At 66.8% G+C, this 19,578-nt stretch carries 31 protein-coding genes; 29 read left to right on the top strand and 2 right to left on the bottom strand.

Annotated elements, in window-relative coordinates; all coding sequences use genetic code 11:
- The first annotated feature begins 210 nt into the window (after positions 1–210).
- The 16 genes from AC50YM_RS06620 (at position 211) to AC50YM_RS06545 (ending at position 9,415) form a co-directional block, all read left to right on the top strand.
- Positions 211–432: a hypothetical protein gene (locus tag AC50YM_RS06620; RefSeq protein WP_494956175.1), complete on the top strand. Its 222-nt coding sequence runs from the start codon at positions 211–213 to the stop codon at positions 430–432.
- Positions 429–749, top strand: a complete 321-nt coding sequence (locus AC50YM_RS06615; RefSeq protein ID WP_494956174.1) for a hypothetical protein — start codon at positions 429–431, stop codon at positions 747–749. Before AC50YM_RS06620 ends, AC50YM_RS06615 begins: the two co-directional genes overlap by 4 nt.
- Positions 746–1,666, top strand: a complete 921-nt coding sequence (locus tag AC50YM_RS06610) for a hypothetical protein (RefSeq protein ID WP_494956173.1) — start codon at positions 746–748, stop codon at positions 1,664–1,666. The genes AC50YM_RS06615 and AC50YM_RS06610 overlap by 4 nt, the downstream gene beginning before the upstream one ends.
- Positions 1,667–2,054: 388 nt before the next feature.
- On the top strand, positions 2,055–2,999 hold the full coding sequence (locus AC50YM_RS06605; RefSeq protein ID WP_494956172.1) for a phage replication protein O: 945 nt from the start codon (positions 2,055–2,057) through the stop codon (positions 2,997–2,999).
- Positions 2,996–4,297 (top strand): replicative DNA helicase, encoded by a 1,302-nt coding sequence (locus AC50YM_RS06600; RefSeq protein WP_494956171.1) that lies wholly within the window; start codon positions 2,996–2,998, stop codon positions 4,295–4,297. Before AC50YM_RS06605 ends, AC50YM_RS06600 begins: the two co-directional genes overlap by 4 nt.
- Positions 4,294–4,725, top strand: coding sequence for a hypothetical protein (locus AC50YM_RS06595; RefSeq protein ID WP_494956170.1), 432 nt, complete (start codon positions 4,294–4,296; stop codon positions 4,723–4,725). Before AC50YM_RS06600 ends, AC50YM_RS06595 begins: the two co-directional genes overlap by 4 nt.
- Before the next feature lie 126 nt (positions 4,726–4,851).
- Positions 4,852–5,340, top strand: a complete 489-nt coding sequence (locus AC50YM_RS06590; protein ID WP_494956169.1) for an HNH endonuclease signature motif containing protein — start codon at positions 4,852–4,854, stop codon at positions 5,338–5,340.
- Positions 5,337–5,537, top strand: a complete 201-nt coding sequence (locus AC50YM_RS06585) for a hypothetical protein (protein ID WP_494956168.1) — start codon at positions 5,337–5,339, stop codon at positions 5,535–5,537. The genes AC50YM_RS06590 and AC50YM_RS06585 overlap by 4 nt, the downstream gene beginning before the upstream one ends.
- A 100-nt stretch (positions 5,538–5,637) precedes the next feature.
- On the top strand, positions 5,638–5,811 hold the full coding sequence (locus tag AC50YM_RS06580) for a hypothetical protein (RefSeq protein WP_494956167.1): 174 nt from the start codon (positions 5,638–5,640) through the stop codon (positions 5,809–5,811).
- Positions 5,808–6,152 carry a hypothetical protein gene (locus tag AC50YM_RS06575; protein ID WP_494956166.1) on the top strand — a complete coding sequence of 115 codons (345 nt, stop codon included), beginning with the start codon at positions 5,808–5,810 and terminating at the stop codon, positions 6,150–6,152. The genes AC50YM_RS06580 and AC50YM_RS06575 overlap by 4 nt, the downstream gene beginning before the upstream one ends.
- Positions 6,149–6,493 (top strand): hypothetical protein, encoded by a 345-nt coding sequence (locus tag AC50YM_RS06570; protein WP_494956165.1) that lies wholly within the window; start codon positions 6,149–6,151, stop codon positions 6,491–6,493. Before AC50YM_RS06575 ends, AC50YM_RS06570 begins: the two co-directional genes overlap by 4 nt.
- Positions 6,490–6,729, top strand: coding sequence for a hypothetical protein (locus AC50YM_RS06565; RefSeq protein WP_494956164.1), 240 nt, complete (start codon positions 6,490–6,492; stop codon positions 6,727–6,729). Before AC50YM_RS06570 ends, AC50YM_RS06565 begins: the two co-directional genes overlap by 4 nt.
- Positions 6,726–7,022: a hypothetical protein gene (locus tag AC50YM_RS06560; protein ID WP_494956163.1), complete on the top strand. Its 297-nt coding sequence runs from the start codon at positions 6,726–6,728 to the stop codon at positions 7,020–7,022. Before AC50YM_RS06565 ends, AC50YM_RS06560 begins: the two co-directional genes overlap by 4 nt.
- Before the next feature lie 35 nt (positions 7,023–7,057).
- Entirely contained in the window at positions 7,058–7,837 is a 780-nt protein-coding gene (locus AC50YM_RS06555; protein WP_494956162.1) for a hypothetical protein, read from the top strand.
- Positions 7,834–8,229, top strand: coding sequence for a hypothetical protein (locus AC50YM_RS06550; RefSeq protein WP_494956161.1), 396 nt, complete (start codon positions 7,834–7,836; stop codon positions 8,227–8,229). Before AC50YM_RS06555 ends, AC50YM_RS06550 begins: the two co-directional genes overlap by 4 nt.
- Positions 8,230–8,815: 586 nt before the next feature.
- A complete protein-coding gene (locus AC50YM_RS06545; RefSeq protein ID WP_494956160.1) occupies positions 8,816–9,415 on the top strand; it encodes an HGGxSTG domain-containing protein in 600 nt (199 codons plus the stop codon).
- Between the two features lies 1 nt (position 9,416).
- On the opposite strand, the gene AC50YM_RS06540 is transcribed toward AC50YM_RS06545, so the two are convergent.
- Complete coding sequence (locus tag AC50YM_RS06540) at positions 9,417–9,770, bottom strand: 4-fold beta flower protein (protein WP_494956159.1); 354 nt, start codon at positions 9,768–9,770, stop codon at positions 9,417–9,419.
- Positions 9,771–9,821: 51 nt separating this feature from the next.
- Between AC50YM_RS06540 and terL the strand changes: the two genes are divergently transcribed.
- Genes terL through AC50YM_RS06520 form a run of 4 tightly spaced genes read left to right on the top strand, consistent with a single transcriptional unit; the run spans position 9,822 to position 14,171 of the window.
- The gene (gene terL, locus AC50YM_RS06535; protein WP_494956158.1) at positions 9,822–11,318 is read left to right on the top strand and encodes a phage terminase large subunit; all 1,497 of its coding nucleotides are present in this window, start codon (positions 9,822–9,824) and stop codon (positions 11,316–11,318) included.
- 12 nt (positions 11,319–11,330) lie between these two features.
- Positions 11,331–12,866, top strand: a complete 1,536-nt coding sequence (locus AC50YM_RS06530; RefSeq protein ID WP_494956157.1) for a hypothetical protein — start codon at positions 11,331–11,333, stop codon at positions 12,864–12,866.
- A gap of 8 nt (positions 12,867–12,874) precedes the next feature.
- Positions 12,875–13,123: a hypothetical protein gene (locus AC50YM_RS06525; RefSeq protein ID WP_494956156.1), complete on the top strand. Its 249-nt coding sequence runs from the start codon at positions 12,875–12,877 to the stop codon at positions 13,121–13,123.
- Between the two features lie 10 nt (positions 13,124–13,133).
- Positions 13,134–14,171 carry a phage minor head protein gene (locus AC50YM_RS06520; protein WP_494956155.1) on the top strand — a complete coding sequence of 346 codons (1,038 nt, stop codon included), beginning with the start codon at positions 13,134–13,136 and terminating at the stop codon, positions 14,169–14,171.
- Here AC50YM_RS06520 and AC50YM_RS06515 read toward each other — a convergent pair.
- The gene (locus AC50YM_RS06515) at positions 14,160–14,321 is read right to left on the bottom strand and encodes a hypothetical protein (RefSeq protein WP_494956154.1); all 162 of its coding nucleotides are present in this window, start codon (positions 14,319–14,321) and stop codon (positions 14,160–14,162) included. The two genes, AC50YM_RS06520 and AC50YM_RS06515, sit on opposite strands and share 12 nt — an antisense overlap.
- Before the next feature lie 23 nt (positions 14,322–14,344).
- Between AC50YM_RS06515 and AC50YM_RS06510 the strand changes: the two genes are divergently transcribed.
- The 9 genes from AC50YM_RS06510 to AC50YM_RS06470 all read left to right on the top strand — a co-directional run bounded on the left by AC50YM_RS06510 (position 14,345) and on the right by AC50YM_RS06470 (position 19,512).
- Positions 14,345–15,586, top strand: coding sequence for a hypothetical protein (locus AC50YM_RS06510; protein WP_494956153.1), 1,242 nt, complete (start codon positions 14,345–14,347; stop codon positions 15,584–15,586).
- 3 nt (positions 15,587–15,589) lie between these two features.
- On the top strand, positions 15,590–15,940 hold the full coding sequence (locus AC50YM_RS06505) for a DUF2190 family protein (RefSeq protein ID WP_494956152.1): 351 nt from the start codon (positions 15,590–15,592) through the stop codon (positions 15,938–15,940).
- Positions 15,941–15,951: 11 nt separating this feature from the next.
- On the top strand, positions 15,952–17,034 hold the full coding sequence (locus AC50YM_RS06500) for a phage major capsid protein (RefSeq protein WP_494956151.1): 1,083 nt from the start codon (positions 15,952–15,954) through the stop codon (positions 17,032–17,034).
- Positions 17,035–17,100: 66 nt separating this feature from the next.
- Positions 17,101–17,517 (top strand): hypothetical protein, encoded by a 417-nt coding sequence (locus AC50YM_RS06495; RefSeq protein WP_494956150.1) that lies wholly within the window; start codon positions 17,101–17,103, stop codon positions 17,515–17,517.
- Positions 17,514–17,948: a DUF6093 family protein gene (locus AC50YM_RS06490; protein WP_494956149.1), complete on the top strand. Its 435-nt coding sequence runs from the start codon at positions 17,514–17,516 to the stop codon at positions 17,946–17,948. The genes AC50YM_RS06495 and AC50YM_RS06490 overlap by 4 nt, the downstream gene beginning before the upstream one ends.
- Before the next feature lie 7 nt (positions 17,949–17,955).
- Positions 17,956–18,333, top strand: a complete 378-nt coding sequence (locus AC50YM_RS06485) for an HK97-gp10 family putative phage morphogenesis protein (RefSeq protein ID WP_494956148.1) — start codon at positions 17,956–17,958, stop codon at positions 18,331–18,333.
- Complete coding sequence (locus AC50YM_RS06480; protein ID WP_494956147.1) at positions 18,320–18,757, top strand: hypothetical protein; 438 nt, start codon at positions 18,320–18,322, stop codon at positions 18,755–18,757. Before AC50YM_RS06485 ends, AC50YM_RS06480 begins: the two co-directional genes overlap by 14 nt.
- Before the next feature lie 11 nt (positions 18,758–18,768).
- Positions 18,769–18,990 carry a hypothetical protein gene (locus AC50YM_RS06475; protein ID WP_494956146.1) on the top strand — a complete coding sequence of 74 codons (222 nt, stop codon included), beginning with the start codon at positions 18,769–18,771 and terminating at the stop codon, positions 18,988–18,990.
- A gap of 3 nt (positions 18,991–18,993) precedes the next feature.
- Positions 18,994–19,512, top strand: coding sequence for a phage tail tube protein (locus tag AC50YM_RS06470; RefSeq protein ID WP_494956145.1), 519 nt, complete (start codon positions 18,994–18,996; stop codon positions 19,510–19,512).
- Positions 19,513–19,578 lie beyond the last annotated feature (66 nt).

Genomic DNA, 19,578 nt, shown 5'->3' with positions numbered 1-19,578 from the left:
CTGGGACCCGTCCGGCATCACGCCGGGCGGGTCCTTCGTTGTTCCCGGGAAGAGTGAGTAAGAAATAAGTAGCGACACGCACAGAAGCGCGTATTGAATGGGGAAAACTACGGAACACTCGGGTACACTGTAAGAACAGTCAAACAAAAAGAAACCCGCCGTGCGCTGTAACGCCGACGGGTCCCAAACAACAACCTAGGAATGGTTCTGATGAACAGTAACCCGAATACCGGCGCGCCCGCAATACCACCGGTCGAAGATTCTTTGACCATCCTCCGCGACGTGTCCCACCTGTACGAAACCCTCAAGGGCCTGCGCAAGCGGGCGGCCCGTGTCGCCCACGACGACGGCGCCACCTACCAGGCCCTCGGTGAAGCTCTCGGCGTCACCCGGTCCACCGCCCACACCCTCCTCAACCGGGACGCGGCATGAGCGCGGAGATCGCCGGCCAGTCGGACATTTTCGCGGAACTCGGCGAGGTCGCCCCAGTGCCGCCGTTCACCGTGTACTCGTGCGTTTGGGCGGAGAAGGGATGCGGGTGGTGCGGGGCTAAGGGGATGTTGGGTGGCGGCGCGTGCCGCAACCCGGCCGACAAGGAAGAGTCCTGGTTCTACTCGTACTGCCATAGCTGCCACACACTGTACGGCTCCCCAAAGGTGACCCGCTCGGGCTTCCCGGTGAAGGTTGACCGTACTGTGAAGGTGCGCCCGGGCGGTGCCGTTGACTTCTCCGGGACGGTGGCCTCATGAGCGACGGCATCAAGCGTGACTGCGTGTGCAAACGCGCCCAGCACACCCACGGAAACCGCACGACCTACGTCGTGGACAAGTGCCGCTGCGACGACTGCCGCGAAGCCGCGACCGCCTACGAACGCAACCGCCGCCGGCAGACACTCTACGGCCGCTACGACACCGGCCGGGTCGACGCCGAACCGGTCCGCGCCCACATCCGCTATCTCATGGAACACGGCGTGTCCTACAAGCAGGTCGCAAAGCTCTCGGGCGTGTCCCTCTCAGCGGTCGGCGCGGTCCTCTACGGCCGGCCCGAACGCGGCCACGCACCCTACCCCCGGGTGCACCGGACTACGGCGGAGCAGATCCTCGCCGTGAAGCCCTCACTGGAGAACATGGCCGGAGCCCGCCATATCGACGCGACTGGCACCCGCCGCCGCATCCAGGCGCTCGTCACCATCGGCTGGTCGCAGTCCCGCATCGGGCAGCGGATCGGGGTGGACCCGCAGAACTTCAACCGCACGATCCGCGCCGAACAGGTCCACGCCAACACCGCACGAAAGGTCAAGGCATTGTACGAAGAGCTCTGGAACCAGCCCCAGACCGGCACGGACTGGCACTCGAAGTCCGCCGCGACACGGGCCCGGAACTACGCCAAGGCGCACAGCTGGCTCCCGCCACTGGCGTGGGATGACGAAACGATCGACGACCCGGCGACCTGCCCGGCAGTGTTCACCGAAACGCCCATGGTGCACGGTGAGGAGCGCGTGAACGATGTGTTGTTCCTGATCCGTTCCGGCGCGGGGCAGGCGGAGATCCTGTCCCGGACCGGGTTCACGAATCTCAAGTCCCTTGAGCGGCTCTGCCTCCGGTATGGCCGGGCCGACGTGGTGCATCTCATGAAGAACCTCCGGAGCCTGGAGGTGGCGGCGTAATGGGCTACGTCTACCGGGGCACGGGCCGCGACGTCATCACCCCGCCCGCGCCACGGAAGAGCACACCCGGCCCGGCAAAGGGGTGGGTACCGTTCGACCCGGCCAAGTGCGGCACCCGGGCAGGGTACCGGCAGCACCAGCGCCACGATCAGGCGCAGTGCGGTCCGTGCCGGTCGGCGAACACCGCGTACTTGCGGGCGTGGAAGGACACGGTCAGGGCGAAGAACCCGCCCCCGCCCCGGCCGGTCGGTGTGTACGACCCCGCAAGCTGCGGGACCAACACCGCCTACCACCGTCACACCCGGGCCGGGACGATCCCCTGCACGCCCTGCCGCGAGGCTCACAACGCCCACCGGGTCGCGTACGAAACAGCACGGAGGGCCGCCTGATGGCCTGGTTCAAAGTCGACGACGCGTTCCACTCCAGCAAGCCCGTCTTGAAGATCCCCCGCCGCTACCGGGCGCAGGCCCTCGGCCTGTGGATCCTCGCCGGGACGTGGTCGGCGCAGGAAGAGTCCGACGGGTTCATCCCCGAATACGTCCTCGAGGAGCTCTGCGGGACCCCGGCACTCGTCGCGAACCTCGTCCGGGCCGGGCTCTGGATCGAAGTTACTGACGGGTCACAAGAGGGCTCGGCCGTTTCCCAAGGTCCGGGGTGGAGGTTCCACAACTGGGGTAAGTATCAGCCGACCCGCGCCGAGCTGGAGGAATCCCGCGAGAAGGAGCGGATCAGGAAGGCGAATTACAGGAAGTCCCTGCGGGACACCAGCGGGACGGGTGAGGGACAGACGGAGGGACACCAGCGGGTGTCCGGACACCCCGACCCGACCCGACCCGACCCGACCCCTAAAGAAGAAGCTAAAGCTTCTTCAAGCGAGATCCGGGAAGACGTCGATCAGCTCTGCACCATCCTGGCGGACCTGATCGAACGCAACGGCTCACTCCGCCCGGAGATCACCAAGACGTGGACCGATGAGGCCCGCCGCATGATCGACCTCGACGGCCGCGAACCGGCGAAGGCGGAGAACCTGATCCGCTGGGCCCAGGGCAACGGGTTCTGGCGGAAGAACGTCCTGTCGATGGCGAAGTTCCGGGCCAAGTACGACCAGCTGCGCCTGGCCGCGGTGGAGGACTGGGAGAAGAACAAGTCCGGGGCATCCCCGGATGGGCTGATCGATGTTGAGTCGGTCCTCGGCCGGGACGTCTGGTCCCCGGGCACACCCCCGGAGGGGTTGGACGTGGCCGGGGAAATTGAGTGGAAGAAGCAGCAGCGCGCCACGCACAAGGCGGAGCGTCTGGAAGAAGCGAAACGGAAATTGGGGGAAGCGGCATGAACGATGACAGGACGCCACGGCAGGACATCGACGCGGAACGGGCGGTGATCGGTGCGGCCATGCTCGATCAGCGGGTGCTGGATGACCTCACGCTCAAGGGCGAGGACTTCTACCGGCCCCAGCATGAGGAGTTGTGGGACATGATCCTCACGGAGGCACGCGCCGGCCGCCCAATAACGGCGATGGCGATCGCGCAGAGGCTCATTGCGGCGCCGATCCCCGGCATCGAGGCCATCTACCTGCACGAGTGCATGAGCGCGGCTCCTGTGCGCTCTGCGGCCGCTTACCACGCGGACGTCATCACCGGTCTTGCCCGGCTCCGGAGGCTCGCCGACGTCGGGGTGAAGCTGCAGCAGATGTCCATGACGTCCTCGTGGGACGAAACAGAGCAGGTCCTCGACGATGCCCGGGCGGTCCTGGACTCCACGGCGAACGAGGCGACCGGTATCCGGGTCCGGACCTACGCCGCCGCACTGGAGGACGCCATCAACCTGTGGTCTGCCCCGAAGGGCCGGTCGTACCCGACCGGATGGACGGATTTGGACCGGAAGTTCAACGGCGGCTGGCACCCCGGACAGATGACGGTCCTCGGCGCCCGGCCCGCCGTCGGCAAGTCACTGGTGGCAGGGTGCGCGGCCGTCGCGGCGTCCTCCTACGGTGTCGGGTTCTTCAGCCTGGAGATGAAAGAGCACGAGGTCGTGGGGCGCATGGCTGCCGCGACGGAAGGCATCGACCTGCACAGCATCAACTCCATGAACCTCTCGGAGGCCGACTGGTCCAAACTTGCCCGCCACACCGCCCGCGTCGCGGAGTGGCCGGTGTACATCGAGGAGGCCAGCCGGATCACGATGGCGCAGATCCGGGCGACCGTGCGGACGTGGAAGCGCCGCGGCCCGCTGCCCCTGGTCATCATCGACTACCTGCAGTTGTGCGCGCCGGCTGATACCCGGGACAGCCGGGAACGTCAGGTGTCGCGGATCGCGGAGGACTGCAAGCACCTCGCGAAGGAGTTCGACACCCACGTCCTGGTCCTCGCTCAGGTCAACCGCGGATCCACGCAGCGGACCGACCCGCGACCGACGATGGCTGATCTGCGGGAGTCCGGCGGCATCGAGGCGCACGCGGACAACATCATCCTGCTGCACCGGGACGAGGAGATGGAGGGCGAGATCGAACTGATCATCGAGAAGAACCGGCATGGCGAGACGGGGAAGATCCGGCTCGCGTGGCGCCCGCACTTCGCGTCGGTGAACAGCATGTCCCATGAGCCCGGCGACTACCGGCACGGCATCGCGTGAGGGTCTGGGAGGTGACCGTCCCGGCGCCATTCGTGAAGCCGGTCCGGAAGCGCAAGACGGGGAAGATCTTCCAGCGCGGCCCGTGGCTGAACGCGAACGACCGGGACCACTGGCGGGTCACGGCGCCGATCACGGCAGGCTGGCGGACGAACGCGAACGAGGCGGCAGCGGCGGCCGGGCTCCCCCAGGGACTCGCCCGGGTCCGGATTGACGGGCTCGTGGTGAAGGAACGCGCCGGGACGTATGACGCGATGAACTTTTACCAGACGGGGAAGGCCGCGGTCGACGGGCTGATCGACTTCGGGCTCTGTGCGGATGATTCGAATGAGTTTGTCGAGGGCCCGTTCCTGCTGCCCGGGGCGAAGGGTCCGGCCGCGCTGGTCCTGACCATCACGGAACTCGACACGCCGGAATCAGTTCCGCAATAAGGGAACATTACGGAACTTTGGTGGTAAGATAAGTAACAGTAGGGAACGCAAGAGAGGCCCCCGGTTCTGAATCAACCGAAGGCCTCGCGCCCGAACTCAACTCAAGCAACTGAGGAGCACCGGACATTGGAAACTGTAGCACTGACCCAGAAGCAGGTAATGGCCTTCTGGCGGAAAGTAACCAAGGCCAAGAGGCCTGATGACTGCTGGGGGTGGACTGCCAGCAAGTACCCCACCGGCTATGGACGCACGCGGATGAACGGCAGCACCGACTACGCGCACCGGCTGTCCTACCGGATCAACGTCGGACCCATCCCGGCAGGTATGCAGATCGACCATAAATGCCGGACCCGAGAGTGTGTCAACCCGCGCCACCTGCGACCCACGACCCAGAAGCAAAACATGGAGAACCGGGCGAGTGAGGGCCATGGCCGCTCGGGCACCCGTGGGGTGATCTGGAACGGGTCCCGCCGGAACTGGAAAGCGCAGGTCGTCCACAAGGGAAGCGTTCACTATCTCGGTTCATTCGCCACGGTTCACGAGGCGGAAGCGGTGGTCATCGCCAAGCGAAACGAACTGTTCACGCACAACGACGCAGACAGGATCGCATCATGAGCGCAACAAGCAATGGCGGCATCACAGTCCCCCCGGAACTGGAGGCCGCGATCCTCCGCCGGCAACTGGTCATCGCGAAGGTCGCCAGTGAACGCGCCGACCGGGACCTCGCCCAGGCCGGCACGGACGCCGCGCAGGCCCGCGCCCGGTACGAAGCCATCCAGGCCGAGATCCGCGGACACCGGGCCGCCGCATGAAAGCCGAGACGGAGACCCGCGTCGAGATCACCGGCAACATTGTGGTCCACCACCCGGTGACCGTCCACACGGCCCGGACCGAGACGGCGGTGAGCTGCGCATGATCCGCCTCTTCCGCCGCACCCGGCCGACACCCCCGCCCCGGCTGGACCCGCAGGAGGCGAAGGTCATCTCCGCCCAAAACCACACCGAGCTGTCATGGGCTGCACTCACCGACCAGGAACGGGCCGACGCCCGCGCCACCTACACGAAAGCGCCAAGGTACGCAGCATGAGCCCGATCCGTGCCAGTGAGAAGCTCCGCTACCCGCAGGACTGGCGAGCCATTAGCCACCGCATCAGGTTCGAGCGCGCCGAAGGGCAGTGCGAGTGCTTGGGCGAGTGTGGCCGGGGTACCCACGCCAGCCGCTGCCCGAACCGCCACGGAATGCCCGCCTATGGCACCGGCTCCAACGTCGTCTTGACCACGGCGCACCTGAACCACACCCCGGAGGACTGCGAGGACGAGAACCTCAAGGCCATGTGTCAGGGATGCCACCTCCACTACGACAAAGACCACCACGCCGAGACGCGGGCTGCGACTAAGGCCGCCGCCAAGACGGAAGGATCACAATGAGCGCCGACGAGTACCAGATCAGCATGGCCGGCGGCGACGGGGACCCGGCCGACCGTCTCGCCGCCATCGAAGCCAGGGCCACCGCGTACGCCGAATACGGGACGCCCGGCCTCGCCGCACCCGCTGACCGCGCTTTCCTCCTCGCCCTTGTCCGGGAACAGGCCGCCAAGCTGGACGCCGTCGATCGGCTGGCGATCGGGTGGACCTTGGGAGGTGAGAGCGACATGGCATTCTCGAAGACCATCCCGGACCCGGACATCGCAATCGCGATCCTGACGAATGGGGCGCAGATGGTCGAGAACGCCCGACACATCCGGGTCGCACTGGAGCCGACCCCGTGAGCCCGCGGATGCCGGACTACGACGCCCTCCGGCAACGGGAAGCCCGGGCCAAGGTGGAGGATTGGTACGTTGCGCCCGCCATCGGTGCTATCGGGGCCACCGAATGGGGCACCGATGTTTGGGGGGACGTGATGAGCGAACCGAACGAGGACCACGCCCGCAACGTCGCGACACTCGACGGCGTGAACCTGTACAACCGCCCCCCAGCGGGCGCCTGGACGAAGGTGGCAGCATGAGCGTAGTCAATTCGGAGTTTGAGAAGAAACTCCAAGACGTCGCCGCCAAGAACGCTCACCTGTATGCCGCCCGGCGCCCATACGATGCGCCCCTCAAGGAGTTCAAGTTGGCAGACGAGAGTCCGACGCCCACATGTGAGGCGGAACGCCGGAACCGGCAGGCCCTCCACGCGCTGGAACTCGACTGGGGTTCGGGGAGGTTCGACTACGGCAAGATCCGGGGCATCTTGTCCGGCGGCGACACGCCCGATTGTGCGGAACAGTGCGGAACTTCCGGTACAATTATGGTATGACATGTGGCGCTTGTGATGGGGGAACAGGGCAGGGCATGACACTATGCGCCCGCTGCACCGAAGGACTCGAAGCGGACCTCCGCGAGGTCGAGTCCATGGTCGAAGCGCTCTGGGCCTCCGCCGCGAGGATGGACGTCGGCGCCGGGTCGGTTGGGAAGTCCGGGCACTCCGCCCCGATGGAACCGACCAACTCGAGGGCGTACGACGCCGGCCGGACTCTGAACGTCATCCTCACCGGCTGGACCGCGACCCTCGGGGACCGGCAGCCGCACGCCGTCAAAGCCGCGGCCCTGCTGCTCGCACAGATCCGCGAAGTGAGGGCCGCGGACTGGGCGCCGGATCTGAAGCAGGAACTCCACGACTCGTTGAAAGACTGCCGGAGGGCGATGGACCGGACCGCGCCCCGGGTGTTCGCCGGGATCTGCCCCGAAGACATCGGCGGCATCGAGTGTGGGACACCGGTCTACGCGAAGCCGGGGACCCCGGACGCCCGCTGCCAGACCTGCGGGTGCACCTGGGACGTCACCGACTGGAGGGAACGGGCCCTCACCGCCGCCGGCCCCGCCACCGGGACGGCCGCCGAGATCTCCCGCATCCTCTCCGACCCGGTCACCCTCGAAGCCCTCCCCCAGGGCACCATCCGGCAATGGGTGAACCGCGGCAAGCTCACCCACATGAATGAGTGGGACAGGTGGATGGCCGAGATCATGGACCAGCCCATCCCGGCCAAGCGTTATCAGCTCCGCAAGGTCCGCAACCTCTGGGACCGCTCCAAAGCCGCACTGGCCGCCCGCCGTGAAAGGAAAGCCGCATGAGGATCACCGATGGCAAGTACATCGCCACCAACCGGGAAAGCATCCAGAGAATGATGGATAAGAAGAGCGAGAGCATCGAGGAGCTGAAGGGCCGCCTCGAGGTGATCGCCGCATGGGCCGACCGCACCATGGACCTCCATGTCCCCTACGTCTCCGGCCGGATCGACGTGAGCCTCTCAAGCGCCGATAACCGCAAGGCGGACTTCCTCGACCGGATGAAGCGGAACCTCTGGTGTACCGAATGCAGCACGCCGTGGCCCTGCTCCAAGATCGACCAGGTGAAGAGCCTCCGGAACTTCGCTCTAGGGTACGGTCCCGCCGACTTCAAAGCCAGCCTCGAAAAGATCGCCCCGAAGGTTCGGGAGGGGCAGTTCCCGGAAGTGTGCCTATGACGCGACACGCCGCATATTCAGAATGCGGAACAGTAGACAACTCTGCACAACCGCTGTAACGTAGGTAGTGGATATGTTGCGAGGAGTGGCTGAAAAGCCCCCCGCGCACGTACACAGACTTGAGGCCCGCCAGTGTCCCCCAGACTAGGCGGGCCTCATCTGCAACCACCCACAGGCCGGGCAGGCGCTACCTGACGCCGTGGGCATAGATGAGACACACAACCGAAAGGGGCCCTCATCTCCCGCGCAGGGTCAAGCGCACGCCGCTCACTGGGAAGTGCCGGCCACGACTCATAACCGAATAGCGCCGGCCAGGCACCCTCTCAGGACTGGCCGGGCGGAGGGCTGGACGCATAACGGGGCGTCTGCGGGTTCGAACCCCGGCAGCTCACTGACGGGGAAAGCGCATCGACCAACCATCGAGGCAACGCGATCCAGCCGGTACCCGTCCACCCATTGAACGCGTCCGCCAAGCAGTGGTGCCGGGCGACGTCTTACGCACCCCGGTTGAATGGCTCGGACTGCAGCCCAAACCGCGGACGCGTTCAACTCACACCATGCACGTTGAGAGGCTTACGGGGACCCCATGCAGTGCAAGGCGACGAAGCGGTCCGGTGAGCGGTGTGGTAATCATCCGATCAAGGGTGCTGCGGTGTGTCGGATGCATGGCGGGAAGGCCCCGCAGGTCATGGCGGCCACCGCTAGGCGCGTGGCTGAGGCTGCGGCGCGGGAGCAGATGGCCCGGGCTGTGACGACGCTTGGCCTGCCGATCGACGTGGACCCGGGGAAAGCGCTGCTGGATGAGATCCATTGGACGGCCGGGCATGTGGCCTGGTTGCGGTCCAAGGTCCAGGAGCTGCAGGATTCGGAGCTGACGTGGGGCCGGACGCAAACGGATCAGGGTGTCGGGCCGCAGGGCCCGGTGGACACGGTCACGGAGAAGGCGGCCCCGAACACGTGGTACCAGCTGTACATGGCGGAGCGGGAGCACCTCGCGAAGGTCTGCAGCCTGGCGCTGAAGGCCGGGATTGAGGAGCGGAAGGTCAAACTCGCCGAGTCGCAGGGTCTGCTGGTCGCTGATGTGATCCGCCGGATCCTTGGAGCGCTCGGCCTGTCCCCGGCGCAGCAGTTGCTTGTGCCGGAGATCGTGCCCCGCGAGCTGCGGGCCCTCGCCGCCGGCGACTGACCTAGAGGCCGGGGACTACCTTAGCTGGGCCATGAGCGCTCCAACTGAAGGTTGGAAGGTAAGCGAGCATCGGCAAGGCAAACAACGGGCGCAGCGGCGTGAGATCAGGAAGCGGCGGTAGCGGAGGTAGCGACGGCAGTGGCAACAATGGGCCGCCGGTCGCCCCTCGGACGAACGCGAACGCCTCACCATTGGTTCGGAAGAAGCCCGAAGAGAACTTCCCAAGCTCGCTGCCTGACAGGTCGTAGACGGTTTCGCGGTTGATGAATGCCACCGTCGTTCCCGACTGGTTACGGACGACATTGTCTTTGAGCCAACCAACGGCCGTGCCGTTGGCATCGTAAATGGGTTCCATGCCGACGAGCTTACCGGTCAACTCTGACGTTTCTTGCCTTTGGGAGGTGCCGTGAGCGTGGACATGTGGGAAGCCGCCGCCCGCATGTTCGAGCCGCGCACCGCCAAATGGGCCACGCCCGGGCAGATGGCCCAAGCCACCAACGCCAAGACCATCCAGACCCCGGCGCTCGACCTCATCGACGCCGCCCTCGTCGAAGCGTTCAACACCCCAGACTCCCGGCTGATCATCTGCATGGCCCCGCAGGAAGGCAAGTCAGTCAGGGTGGCCAACGACTTCCCCATCTGGTGCCTCACCCAGAACCCGGACCTGCGCATCGTCACCGCCTCCTACGCGCAGAACCTCGCCAACCGCAACGGCCGAGCCATCCGCAACCGCATCGCCACCACCCCGGATCTGGGCCTGACCATCGCCCAGGACAACGGCGCCGTGCACGAATGGACGCTCTCCGGCCACGAAGGCGGGGTCCTGTCCGTCGGTATCGGTGCTGGCGTGACCGGCCGGCCCGCGGACATGATGATCATCGACGACCCGATCAAGGACCGCAAAGAGGCGGACTCCGAAACGTACCGGGACAACGTGTGGGACTGGTGGACGGACGCCGCCAGCGCACGTCTGGCGCCCGGCGCGCCGGTCATTGTCATCCTCACCCGCTGGCATCAGGACGACCTCGCCGGCCGCCTCACTGAGAGGGACAAGGAAGCGGGCTGGAAGGTCCTCAACATCCCCGCCCAAGCCGACCACCGCCCGGAGAAGGGCGAAACGGACCCGCTCGGCCGCAAACCCGGCGAGTTCATGGTCAGTGCCCGCGGCCGGTCCCTGAAGCAGTGGCTGCTCCGCAAAGCAACCGCCGGCGTCCGCACCTGGGCCAGCCTCTACCAAGGCCGGCCCTCCCCCGAATCCGGCGGCGTGTTCCCCGAAGAATGGGCACGGTACAGCCAGCCGCTCTGGCTCGAACAGGGCAACGGCACCATGACCGTCCCCGGGGTGGGCCGGGACGACCACGAACTGGTGCAGTCCTGGGACATGACGTTCAAAGACTCCAAGTCCTCGGACTACGTCGTCGGGCAGGTCTGGCTCCGCGTCGGTGTCGACGCGTACCTGCTGGATCAGGTGCGGCGCCGGATGAACTTCAACGAATCCTGCACCGCCGTCGAAGCCATGAGTGCGAAGTGGCCGCAAGCCGTGGCGAAGTTCATCGAGGACAAAGCCAACGGCCCGGCCATCATGAACGCCCTGTCCAAGCGGATCTTCGGGATGATCCCGATCGAACCCGAAGGCTCCAAGTACGCGAGGGCATCGGCGATCTCCCCGCTCACCGAGTCCGGGAACGTCATCCTCCCGTCCGCGGAACTGCTGCCCAACGTCGAGGACCTCCTCGAGGAAGCCCGGAACTTCCCGAACAGCTCCCACGACGACACCATCGACACGATGTCGCAGGCCGTCAACCGGCTCCTGCTCATGCCGCTCACCGCGGCCGATGACCTGATCGAACCTGACGCATACGAAGAAGCTGACCTTCGCGGGTACGCAATCACCCCCTACTGATTGGAGGGCCCAGTGCCTGGCATCATGGAATCCCTCGGCCTGCGGAAGAAGACCAGCGAACCGACCGTCGCGGCGTGGCGCCTCGAAGACGCCGCCTACCGCCTCGACACCGCGCAGGAGTCCCTCGCCCGGTTGCAGCTCATGTACGAGGACACCGGCTGGGAAGCCCTGTCCGCCTCGGGGCGGACCGACTTCAACCGGGACGGGCTGGCCCGCAACGCCGAACTGTGCCGGGTGATGTTCATCGCCAACCCGCTGATGAAGCGCGGCCTCGGGATCCGGGCCTCCTACGTCTTCGGGCAGGGTGTGGAGATCAACGCCCGCGACGCCGACGTCGACGCCATCGTGCAGGCCTACCTGGACGATGAGGGCAACCTCGACGCCGTCACCGGCGCGCAGGCCCGCGTCACCCTGGAGAACGACCTCGGCACGGACGGGAACGTCTTCCTCGCCCACTTCACGAACCCCCTCACGGGCCGGGTGAAGGTCCGGCCGCTGCCGTTCGATGAGATCGCGGAAGTCATCACCGAACCCGGGGACAAGACCACGCCCTGGTATTACCGCCGCCGCTGGGTGGAGACAACCCTGACCTCAACGTTCGGGTCCCTGACCGCGGAGAAGGAAGCGCTGTACCCGGCGCTGAAGTACCAGCCCCTCACCAAACCCAAGACGTTCGCCGGTGTGCCGGTCATGTGGGACGCCCCCGTCCTGCACGTCAAGGTCAACCCGGCCGGGTCCAAGGTCTGGGGCGTCGGCGACGGCTTCGCGGCCCTGCCGTGGTGCAGGTCGTACAAGGAGTTCCTCGAAGACTGGGCCACCCTGTGCCGGGCACTGTCGCGGATCGCGTTCCGATCCTCGTCCTCGAAGGCGAAAGCCTCCCAGGTGCAGCGCGCCGGGCTCGAGCAGCTGAACAAGCTCGGCGCCGGGTCCTCCGTGTCCCTGGGTGAGGGCCAGAACATTGAGGCCGTGCCGAAGACGGGCGCGACCCTTGATTCCGAATCGGGCCGGCCGCTCGCGGCGATGGCTGCGGCCGCGCTAGGCGTGAACGTCACCATCCTCCTCGCGGATCCGGGCATCACCGGGTCCCGGGCGACCGCCGAAACCCTGGACCTCCCGCAACGCCTGGAGATGCTTGGCCGGCAGGAAGTCTGGGCGCAGGCCTACCGGGCCTCGACCGGGTACGTCATCGAACAGGCCGTCATCGCCCCCCGCGGGCTCCTCGCGGGCACTGTGGTCCGGGACGGGGACCGGCTCCTCGTCGACCTCGGCGAGACAGACAGCACCGTCGAAGTCATCTGGCCGGACCTCTCCGAGATCGACCTCGGCATCCTCATGGAAGCCCTCACGAAGGCCGACGCGATGGAGCTCATCCCGCAGGCCGAGATGCTGAAGCTGGTGCTCCGGGCCCTGAAGGTCCGGGACATCGACGACATCCTCGCGGACCTGCTCGATGAGAACGGCGACTTCATCGACCCGGGCGTGACTGCCGGCGACGTTGCCGCCAAAGCATTCCAGGCGGGCAAAGACCCCGCAGCGGCACTCAAGTAGGAGGCAATATGCATTCTCTTATCCGGGTGATACTCGTCCAGCATCAGCAGCGCATTCTCCCCGACAGTGTTTGGGGAAATTGCCTCTGCGGAGCGCAGGTATCAGGCATAGAAGACATCGCCGACCATCAGGCCGACATGCTCGTTGACGCCATGACCCCCGGCGACACTGCCAGCTTGTCTGTGCCGCAGACAGTAGAAGCCGAAGCATTTCAGGAAGCCATATCGCGGGCCATCGCGGCAGCCGCAGACAAGTAAGGAGGCCCGGATGGCGGTCACAGCCGACACCCTGCGGATCGTTGACCGCCTCCGGGCCCAGCTGACCCTGATGACGGACGCGCAGACCCTAGCCCTCACCCGGGCCTGGGTCGAGGCTTACGCCACCCTCGCCCCGGACTTCCAGGCCGCCATCGCCGAACTCGTCGCCGCCGGCGGGACCGTTCCGCGGTCCGTGGTCGCGAAGAACATCCGGCTCCGCGACGCCCTGCAGACGTCGCGGTCCATGCTGGAGGAGCTGGCCCGCACCACGGAGACGGTTGTCGTCAACGACGTCGGGCAGGCCGTGTTGGACGCGGTCGACGGGCACGCCGCAATCATCGCCTCCCAGATGCCACCTTCCACGGCCCCGGGGCTGTCGTTCACCCGGATGTCCCCGGACGCGCTCGCCGCCATCGTCGAACGCACCACCCACCAGATCCACTCCGCCACCCTGCCGCTCGCGGCCGACACGGAACGGGCCATGAAACGCGCCCTCATCCGGGGGATCGCCGTCGGGGACAACCCGCGCCGCACCGCATCCCGGATCATGGCCACCACGGAGCAACGCTTCAACGGCGGCCTCACCCGGGCCCTCGTGATCTCCCGCACCGAGACACTCGACGCGCACCGGAACGCCACACAGGCTTCGGAGAAGACCAACACGAAGATCCTTGAGGACTGGGAATGGCACGCGGCGCTCGACGCCCGCACGTGCCCGTCCTGCCTCTCCATGCACGGCACCCGGCACCCGCTCACCGAGACTGGCCCAAACGACCACCATCAGGGCCGCTGCGCCCGCGTCACGGTCACGAAGACCTGGGCGGAGCTTGGGTTCACGGGCATCACCGAACCGGAGTCCCTGACCCCGGACGCGCAGGCATGGTTTGAGAACCTCACCCCGGACTCGCAGCTCGCCATCATGGGCCCGGGCTGGCTGGAGCTCCTCAACTCGGGACGCATCGGCTGGGCTGACCTGTCCACGGTCAAGCAGACCCCCGGCTGGCGCGACTCACACACCGTCACCCCGCTGCGGGACCTACTCGGTTAGGTCCGGTTCGTACTGCACCGCGCCGCACCACTTGCACGACACCTCGAGCGCGGCACCCGCCAGGCGCAGGTGAATGACGCTCGCCTTCCACACATGCCCGGGGCACTCCCCCGGCACCCCCGCGCTGTCGTTCGCATCGTCGGCCGTCACACACCCATCATAGGAGGCTGTCAATGCCGAAGCTCATCACCGAAGCCGGAACCCTCACCGCCCCATCCCCCACCGGGAAACTGATGATCACCCTCATCACCCCGGGCTGGGGATCCTCCGGCTACTACTCGGACAAAGTCCTGGAGCAGGCCGCGAAGGACAAGGTGTTCCCGGCCGGCACGCAGATGCACATCGACCACCTGTCGTCCACGGACGAGTACGACCGGCCCGCCGGGTCCCTGACCACCCTCGCCGCGGTGCTCGAGGAAGACGCCGTCTGGGATCCGTCCTACGTGGATGAGGAGTCGGGCAAGAAGGGCCGCCTCGCCGCCCCCGCGCTCCTCGGATCCAAGTACCGGCCGGAGATCACCGAGTTCGCCAAGTACATCGGCACCTCCGTCGCCGTCGGCGTCGACATGAAAGCCGGGGAAGCCGAGGGCCGCCGCGGGCAGATCATCGAAGCGATGTACCCGCACAAGCTCAACCGCGTCGACTTCGTCACCGTCGCCGGCCGGGGCGGGAAGATCGACAAGGTCATCGAAGCCCTCGCCTCCCGCGCCCACGAGGTCACCGCCAACGACCTCCGGGGCCAGCTCCGCGAACTCGTCAAGTCCGCCTACGGCGACGACCAGACGTACGTGTGGCTCGAAGACCACGACGAGACCAGCGTCTGGTTCAGCCTCGAAGACCCGGTCAAGGCAACCACCTACCAGGTCGGCTACACCGTCACCGACGACGTCGCCGAACTCACCGGAGACTCCGCCGAGGTCCGCAAAGTCACCCAGTACGTCCCCGTCACCACTCCCGCAGTGGAGTCCCTAAATTCCCCGCCGGACCCGGCTGGGGTTACCGAAGGAAAGGAGCCCACCGTGGCCACCATTCAGATTGAGGAAAGCGAACACGCGACCCTCAAGGAAAACGCCAGCCGGGCCTCCGCGCTGGAAGCCGAACTGAAAGCCGCCCGCGAAGAACTCGCAACGGCCCAGGCTGCAGGCCTCCGCGCCTCCGCCGAAACCATTGTCGCCGAAGCGTTCGGCGACATCGAAGCCAAGGTCACCCGCGGCGCACTCGTCGACTCGGCCCTCGCCGCTGAAGCGTTCGACGCCGAAGCCCTCAAGGCCAAGGCCGTCGAAGCCGCAGCCGAGATCCGCTCCGAACGCGGCGAAGGCAACGTCCACGGCGCCGGCAACACCGCACCCCACGCCCGCGAAGCCGTCACCGTGGCCGACGCGGACATCCTCAAGGCCCTCAAGGGAGGCAAGTAGACCATGAAGAACCAGCGCTACACCGACGCCAAGCACATCGAACTCCTCTTCCCCTACGCCCGCGTATCCGGTGAACCCGTCCGCGTCGGCTCCATCTGCGGCGTGGCCGTGAAGGACACCGCGATCAACGAGCGCGGCACCGTCTGGCTTGACGGTTCCTACGACGTCCAGGTCACCGGGGCCGTCGCCACCGAAGGCCTGCCGGTGTACATCACCCCGGCCGGTGCCCTGAACGTCACCTCGACGGGCAACTACCGCTTCGGGACCGCACTGACCACCAAGGCGGGCGCCACCATCGGCACCGTCGAAGTAGCCCCCATCGGCTACACCGAGCAGACCGCCGCTGGCGCGTAAGGAGAACTGACATGACTGTTCTGAACACCGGCGACATCCTCGCCAAAGAGGGCTTCCGGGTCGCCCCGTCGGTCCGCGAGCGGATCCTCGAAGCCGCGAAGCTCTTCAACGATGGCGTGGCTGGCCGCAGTGCCGCCGCCGAGTACCGCATGAAGGAGGCGTTCTCGACCTCGGACTTCCCGAAGCTCCTCGGCGCCGCCTTCCAGGTCGAAGCCCGCGACCGCTACCAGGAGACGACCCCGGAATGGCAGGCCATCGCCGCCGAACGCAAGGTCGTTGACTTCCGCCCCGCGAAGGTCATCGACGTCAACGGCGGCCGCGACGCGTTCGAAGACGTCAACGAGGGCGAAGAGTACAAGGGCCGGTCCCTGGCCGAGGCCGAGTTCACGTTCTCCGCCGGCAAGACCGGTAACAGCTTCGGGCTGACGTTCGAGGCGCGGAAGAACAACCAGTACTACCAGCTGCTGGACTTCCCGGGACGCTTCGGCACCTCGGCCCGCGCCACCGAAGACGCCAAGGTCTTCGGTACGTTCGTGAACGCGGCCGGCCCGATCGCGACGTTCTTCTCCGTCATCGGGAACAAGGTCCTGAACGAGGCGAACCTCCTCGCCGCGTACCAGATCCTCGTGGCCCGCAAGGACGCCGACGGCATCCCGATCAACTTCGGCGGCCGCCCGATCACCCTGCTCGTCCCGGCGGCCCTGCTCTTCACGGCCGAGGCCCTCGTGAACGAACCCGTCGTCTCCAACGGCGGCACGTCCACGAAGAAGAACCCGCTCTTCGGGAAGTTCACCGTCGTGTCCTCGTGGCGCCTGGCCGTCATCGACCAGTCCGCGAACGTGAACACCACGTGGTACCTGCTGCCCCCGAAGGACTCCGACTCTGCCGCACTGGGCAAGGTCACGATGGTCGGCGAAGAGACCGTCGACATCCGGGTCAAGCGCGACCAGGGCGAACGTCCCGACGGCGGCGCGATCGGCATCGAAGAGGGCTCGTTCAACGACGACACTCTGTGGTTCCGTGGCCGCCACATCACCGGCGGCGCGAAGCTCGACACCACGGGCGCGTACGCGTCCACCGGCACCACGGCCTAAACAGTGGACCCGGTGCCCGGCTGAGCGATCGGCCGGGCACCACCCCCAACTTTCATAGGAGGCACCGTGTCTGATTACGACGGCGGCACACCGGACTCGGACTTCAGCACCACCGACGGGGCCATCGACTACACCCTGCCGCTGGGCAAGGTCCGCCTCCTCATCACCGACACCTCCGACGTGACAGCGGAGCGGCTGTTCAGCGACGACCAGCTCGACGCGTTCCTCGAGATGTCAGGCGACAGCGTCCCCCGGACGGCGGCGAAGGCGCTCCTCGTCATCGCCGCGTCCGAGGTGCTGGTCTCCAAGAAGATCCGCACCCAGGACCTGTCCACGGACGGCCCGGCGGTGTCCGCGGAACTGCGGGCCCTCGCGAAGCAGCTGCTCGAAGATGCCGCGGCAGCGGAGGATACCGGCGGCTGGTTCGACGTCGTCGGCTTCGCACCCTACGGCCACCTCGAAGGCGCGGAGTACCGGCTGTGAGCCCGCTCCCCGGCTCCCGGGTCATCCCCGCCGGGTGGGCCGAACACCACCGCCCCACGGCGAACGGGACCATGACGGCGATCATTGACTGGTTTCACCGCGGCACACCCGAGCCGTGGCCGTTGCCAGAGGGATGGGCCGGGCCCGCACCGTTCCACACCTCCCCCTGCCGGGTGCAGGAACTGACCAGCTCCGGCCGGGCAGTCCCCGCAGAGCAGCCCGTCACGGAACGCCGCTACCTCGTGGCGATCCCCATCAACGGGGCCCCGGAGATCCGCGCCGGCGAAACCGACGGCGACTACGGCAAGGTCACCGCTTGCACGGATGACCCGCTGCTGATCGGCCGGATCTTAAACGTCGCCGACGTCCAGCACGGCTCCCTGATGTTCGAACGCGACCTCGTCTGCACCGACACACTGACCCAGAACTGAGGCGCCCGTGAACGCGTTCGACGCCTCAGAGATCACCGCGCTGGCCGCGGCCTTCACCCAGTCCGCGAACAACGTCGGGGCCCTCGCCCAGATCGTCGTCCGCAAGACCACGCTCGACGTCGAACGGGACGCGAAGAACCTCGCCCCCGTCGACACCGGAAACCTCAGATCCTCCATCGGGCACAGTGACCTCCGCGCCGTGGGACGCTCCGGCTCCCTCGAAGCCGAGGTCGGCCCGACCGCGAACTACGGCCTCTACGTCGAACTCGGCACGTCCCGGCACGGCCCGCAACCGTTCATGGGCCCGGCGCTGGAACGCCAAGCCGGCCCCTTTGAAGAAGCCATGGCTCAACTCGCGGAAAGGAGCGCCGGTGGCGGCACCTAGCCCAGCCCTCCTCTTCGCCCAGGCACGGACCGGCATCGCCCAGGTGGCCGGCCTGTGGCCCGGGAACGTCTTCGACACCCAAGTCCCCGCCAAGCTCGCCTTGGACGCCTCCGGGGCGATCCGGCCCTACGTGGTGCTGTTCGCGTCCGCCGGCATGGACCTCCCCGAGGAACGCGACGCGACCGGCCTCGCCGGGACCGACGTCATCGACTTCACCTTCCAGACCACGTGCGTCGGCCCGACCGCGGCGCACGCCCGCGACGTCGCCCAAGCCGTCCGCCTCGCCCTCACCAACCTGCCCATCGGATCCGGGTTCGTCAAACCCGACCCGTTCGGCGCCCGGGTCGACAACCCGCTCGCAGACAACCAGGTCGTCCCGGCCCGGTTTTACATGCCACTGATGTGGCGACTCACCACCACCTAAGGAGGCCCACCGTGGCAACCCCATCCAAGGTGACTGAACCCGCCACGCCCGTGGACGCAGTCACCGAACCCGCGACCCCGGACACCGTCCCGGCCCGGAAGTACGACCCCCGCACGATGGTCTACGTCTACGACACCCTGACGGGCGCCAAGCTGGACCGCCCCGTCCCTGAGACCTGGCTTGACGGCCGCTTCCCGCACCTCTCCGAAACCCCCTCCAAGAAAGGCAAGTAGACCATGGGCCAGAAAATGCTCACCGACGCCAACCGGCGTCTCGTCTTTGTTCCCACCATCGCGAACTACCACGCCCCGGTCCTGGCATCCCTCACCGGCGTCGGCGTCATCGAGCTCTCCTGCAACGTGACGGCAGCGAACTACGCGCTTGGCTCCACTGGCGACGATGCAATCAACGACCCGGCATCGTGCGCGTCCTCGAACTCCACCGTCCCGGGCCGCACCAACTACGAAGCAGCGTTCGACTTCTTCCGCTGGAAGGACGTCCTCGACGACAAGGCGTACACGACCTTCACGAAGAAGGGTATCCACGGCTACCTCGTGGAGCGCATCGGCCAGATCGCGGACGGCGAGAAGGCTCACGAGGTCCCCTTCGCAACCGGCGACGAGGTCAGGGTGTTCGAGATCCTGACCGGCACCCCGCAGACACTGTCGCCCTCCGGCGCCGGGTTCGAGAAGTTCAAGATCAACTTCTCCGTCCAGGACAACGTCGACGAACGCGCCATCATCGCCGCGGCGTAGCCCACAAGCTGCCGGCCGGGAGGTTTTCCAAGGTTCCTCCCGGTCGGCGTTCCACCCCAACCTTGC

This window comes from Pseudarthrobacter sp. RHLT1-30-1, from assembly GCF_059383415.1.
Note: the sequence above shows the minus strand (reverse complement) of the source record. Positions and strands in the feature narration are given on the sequence as shown.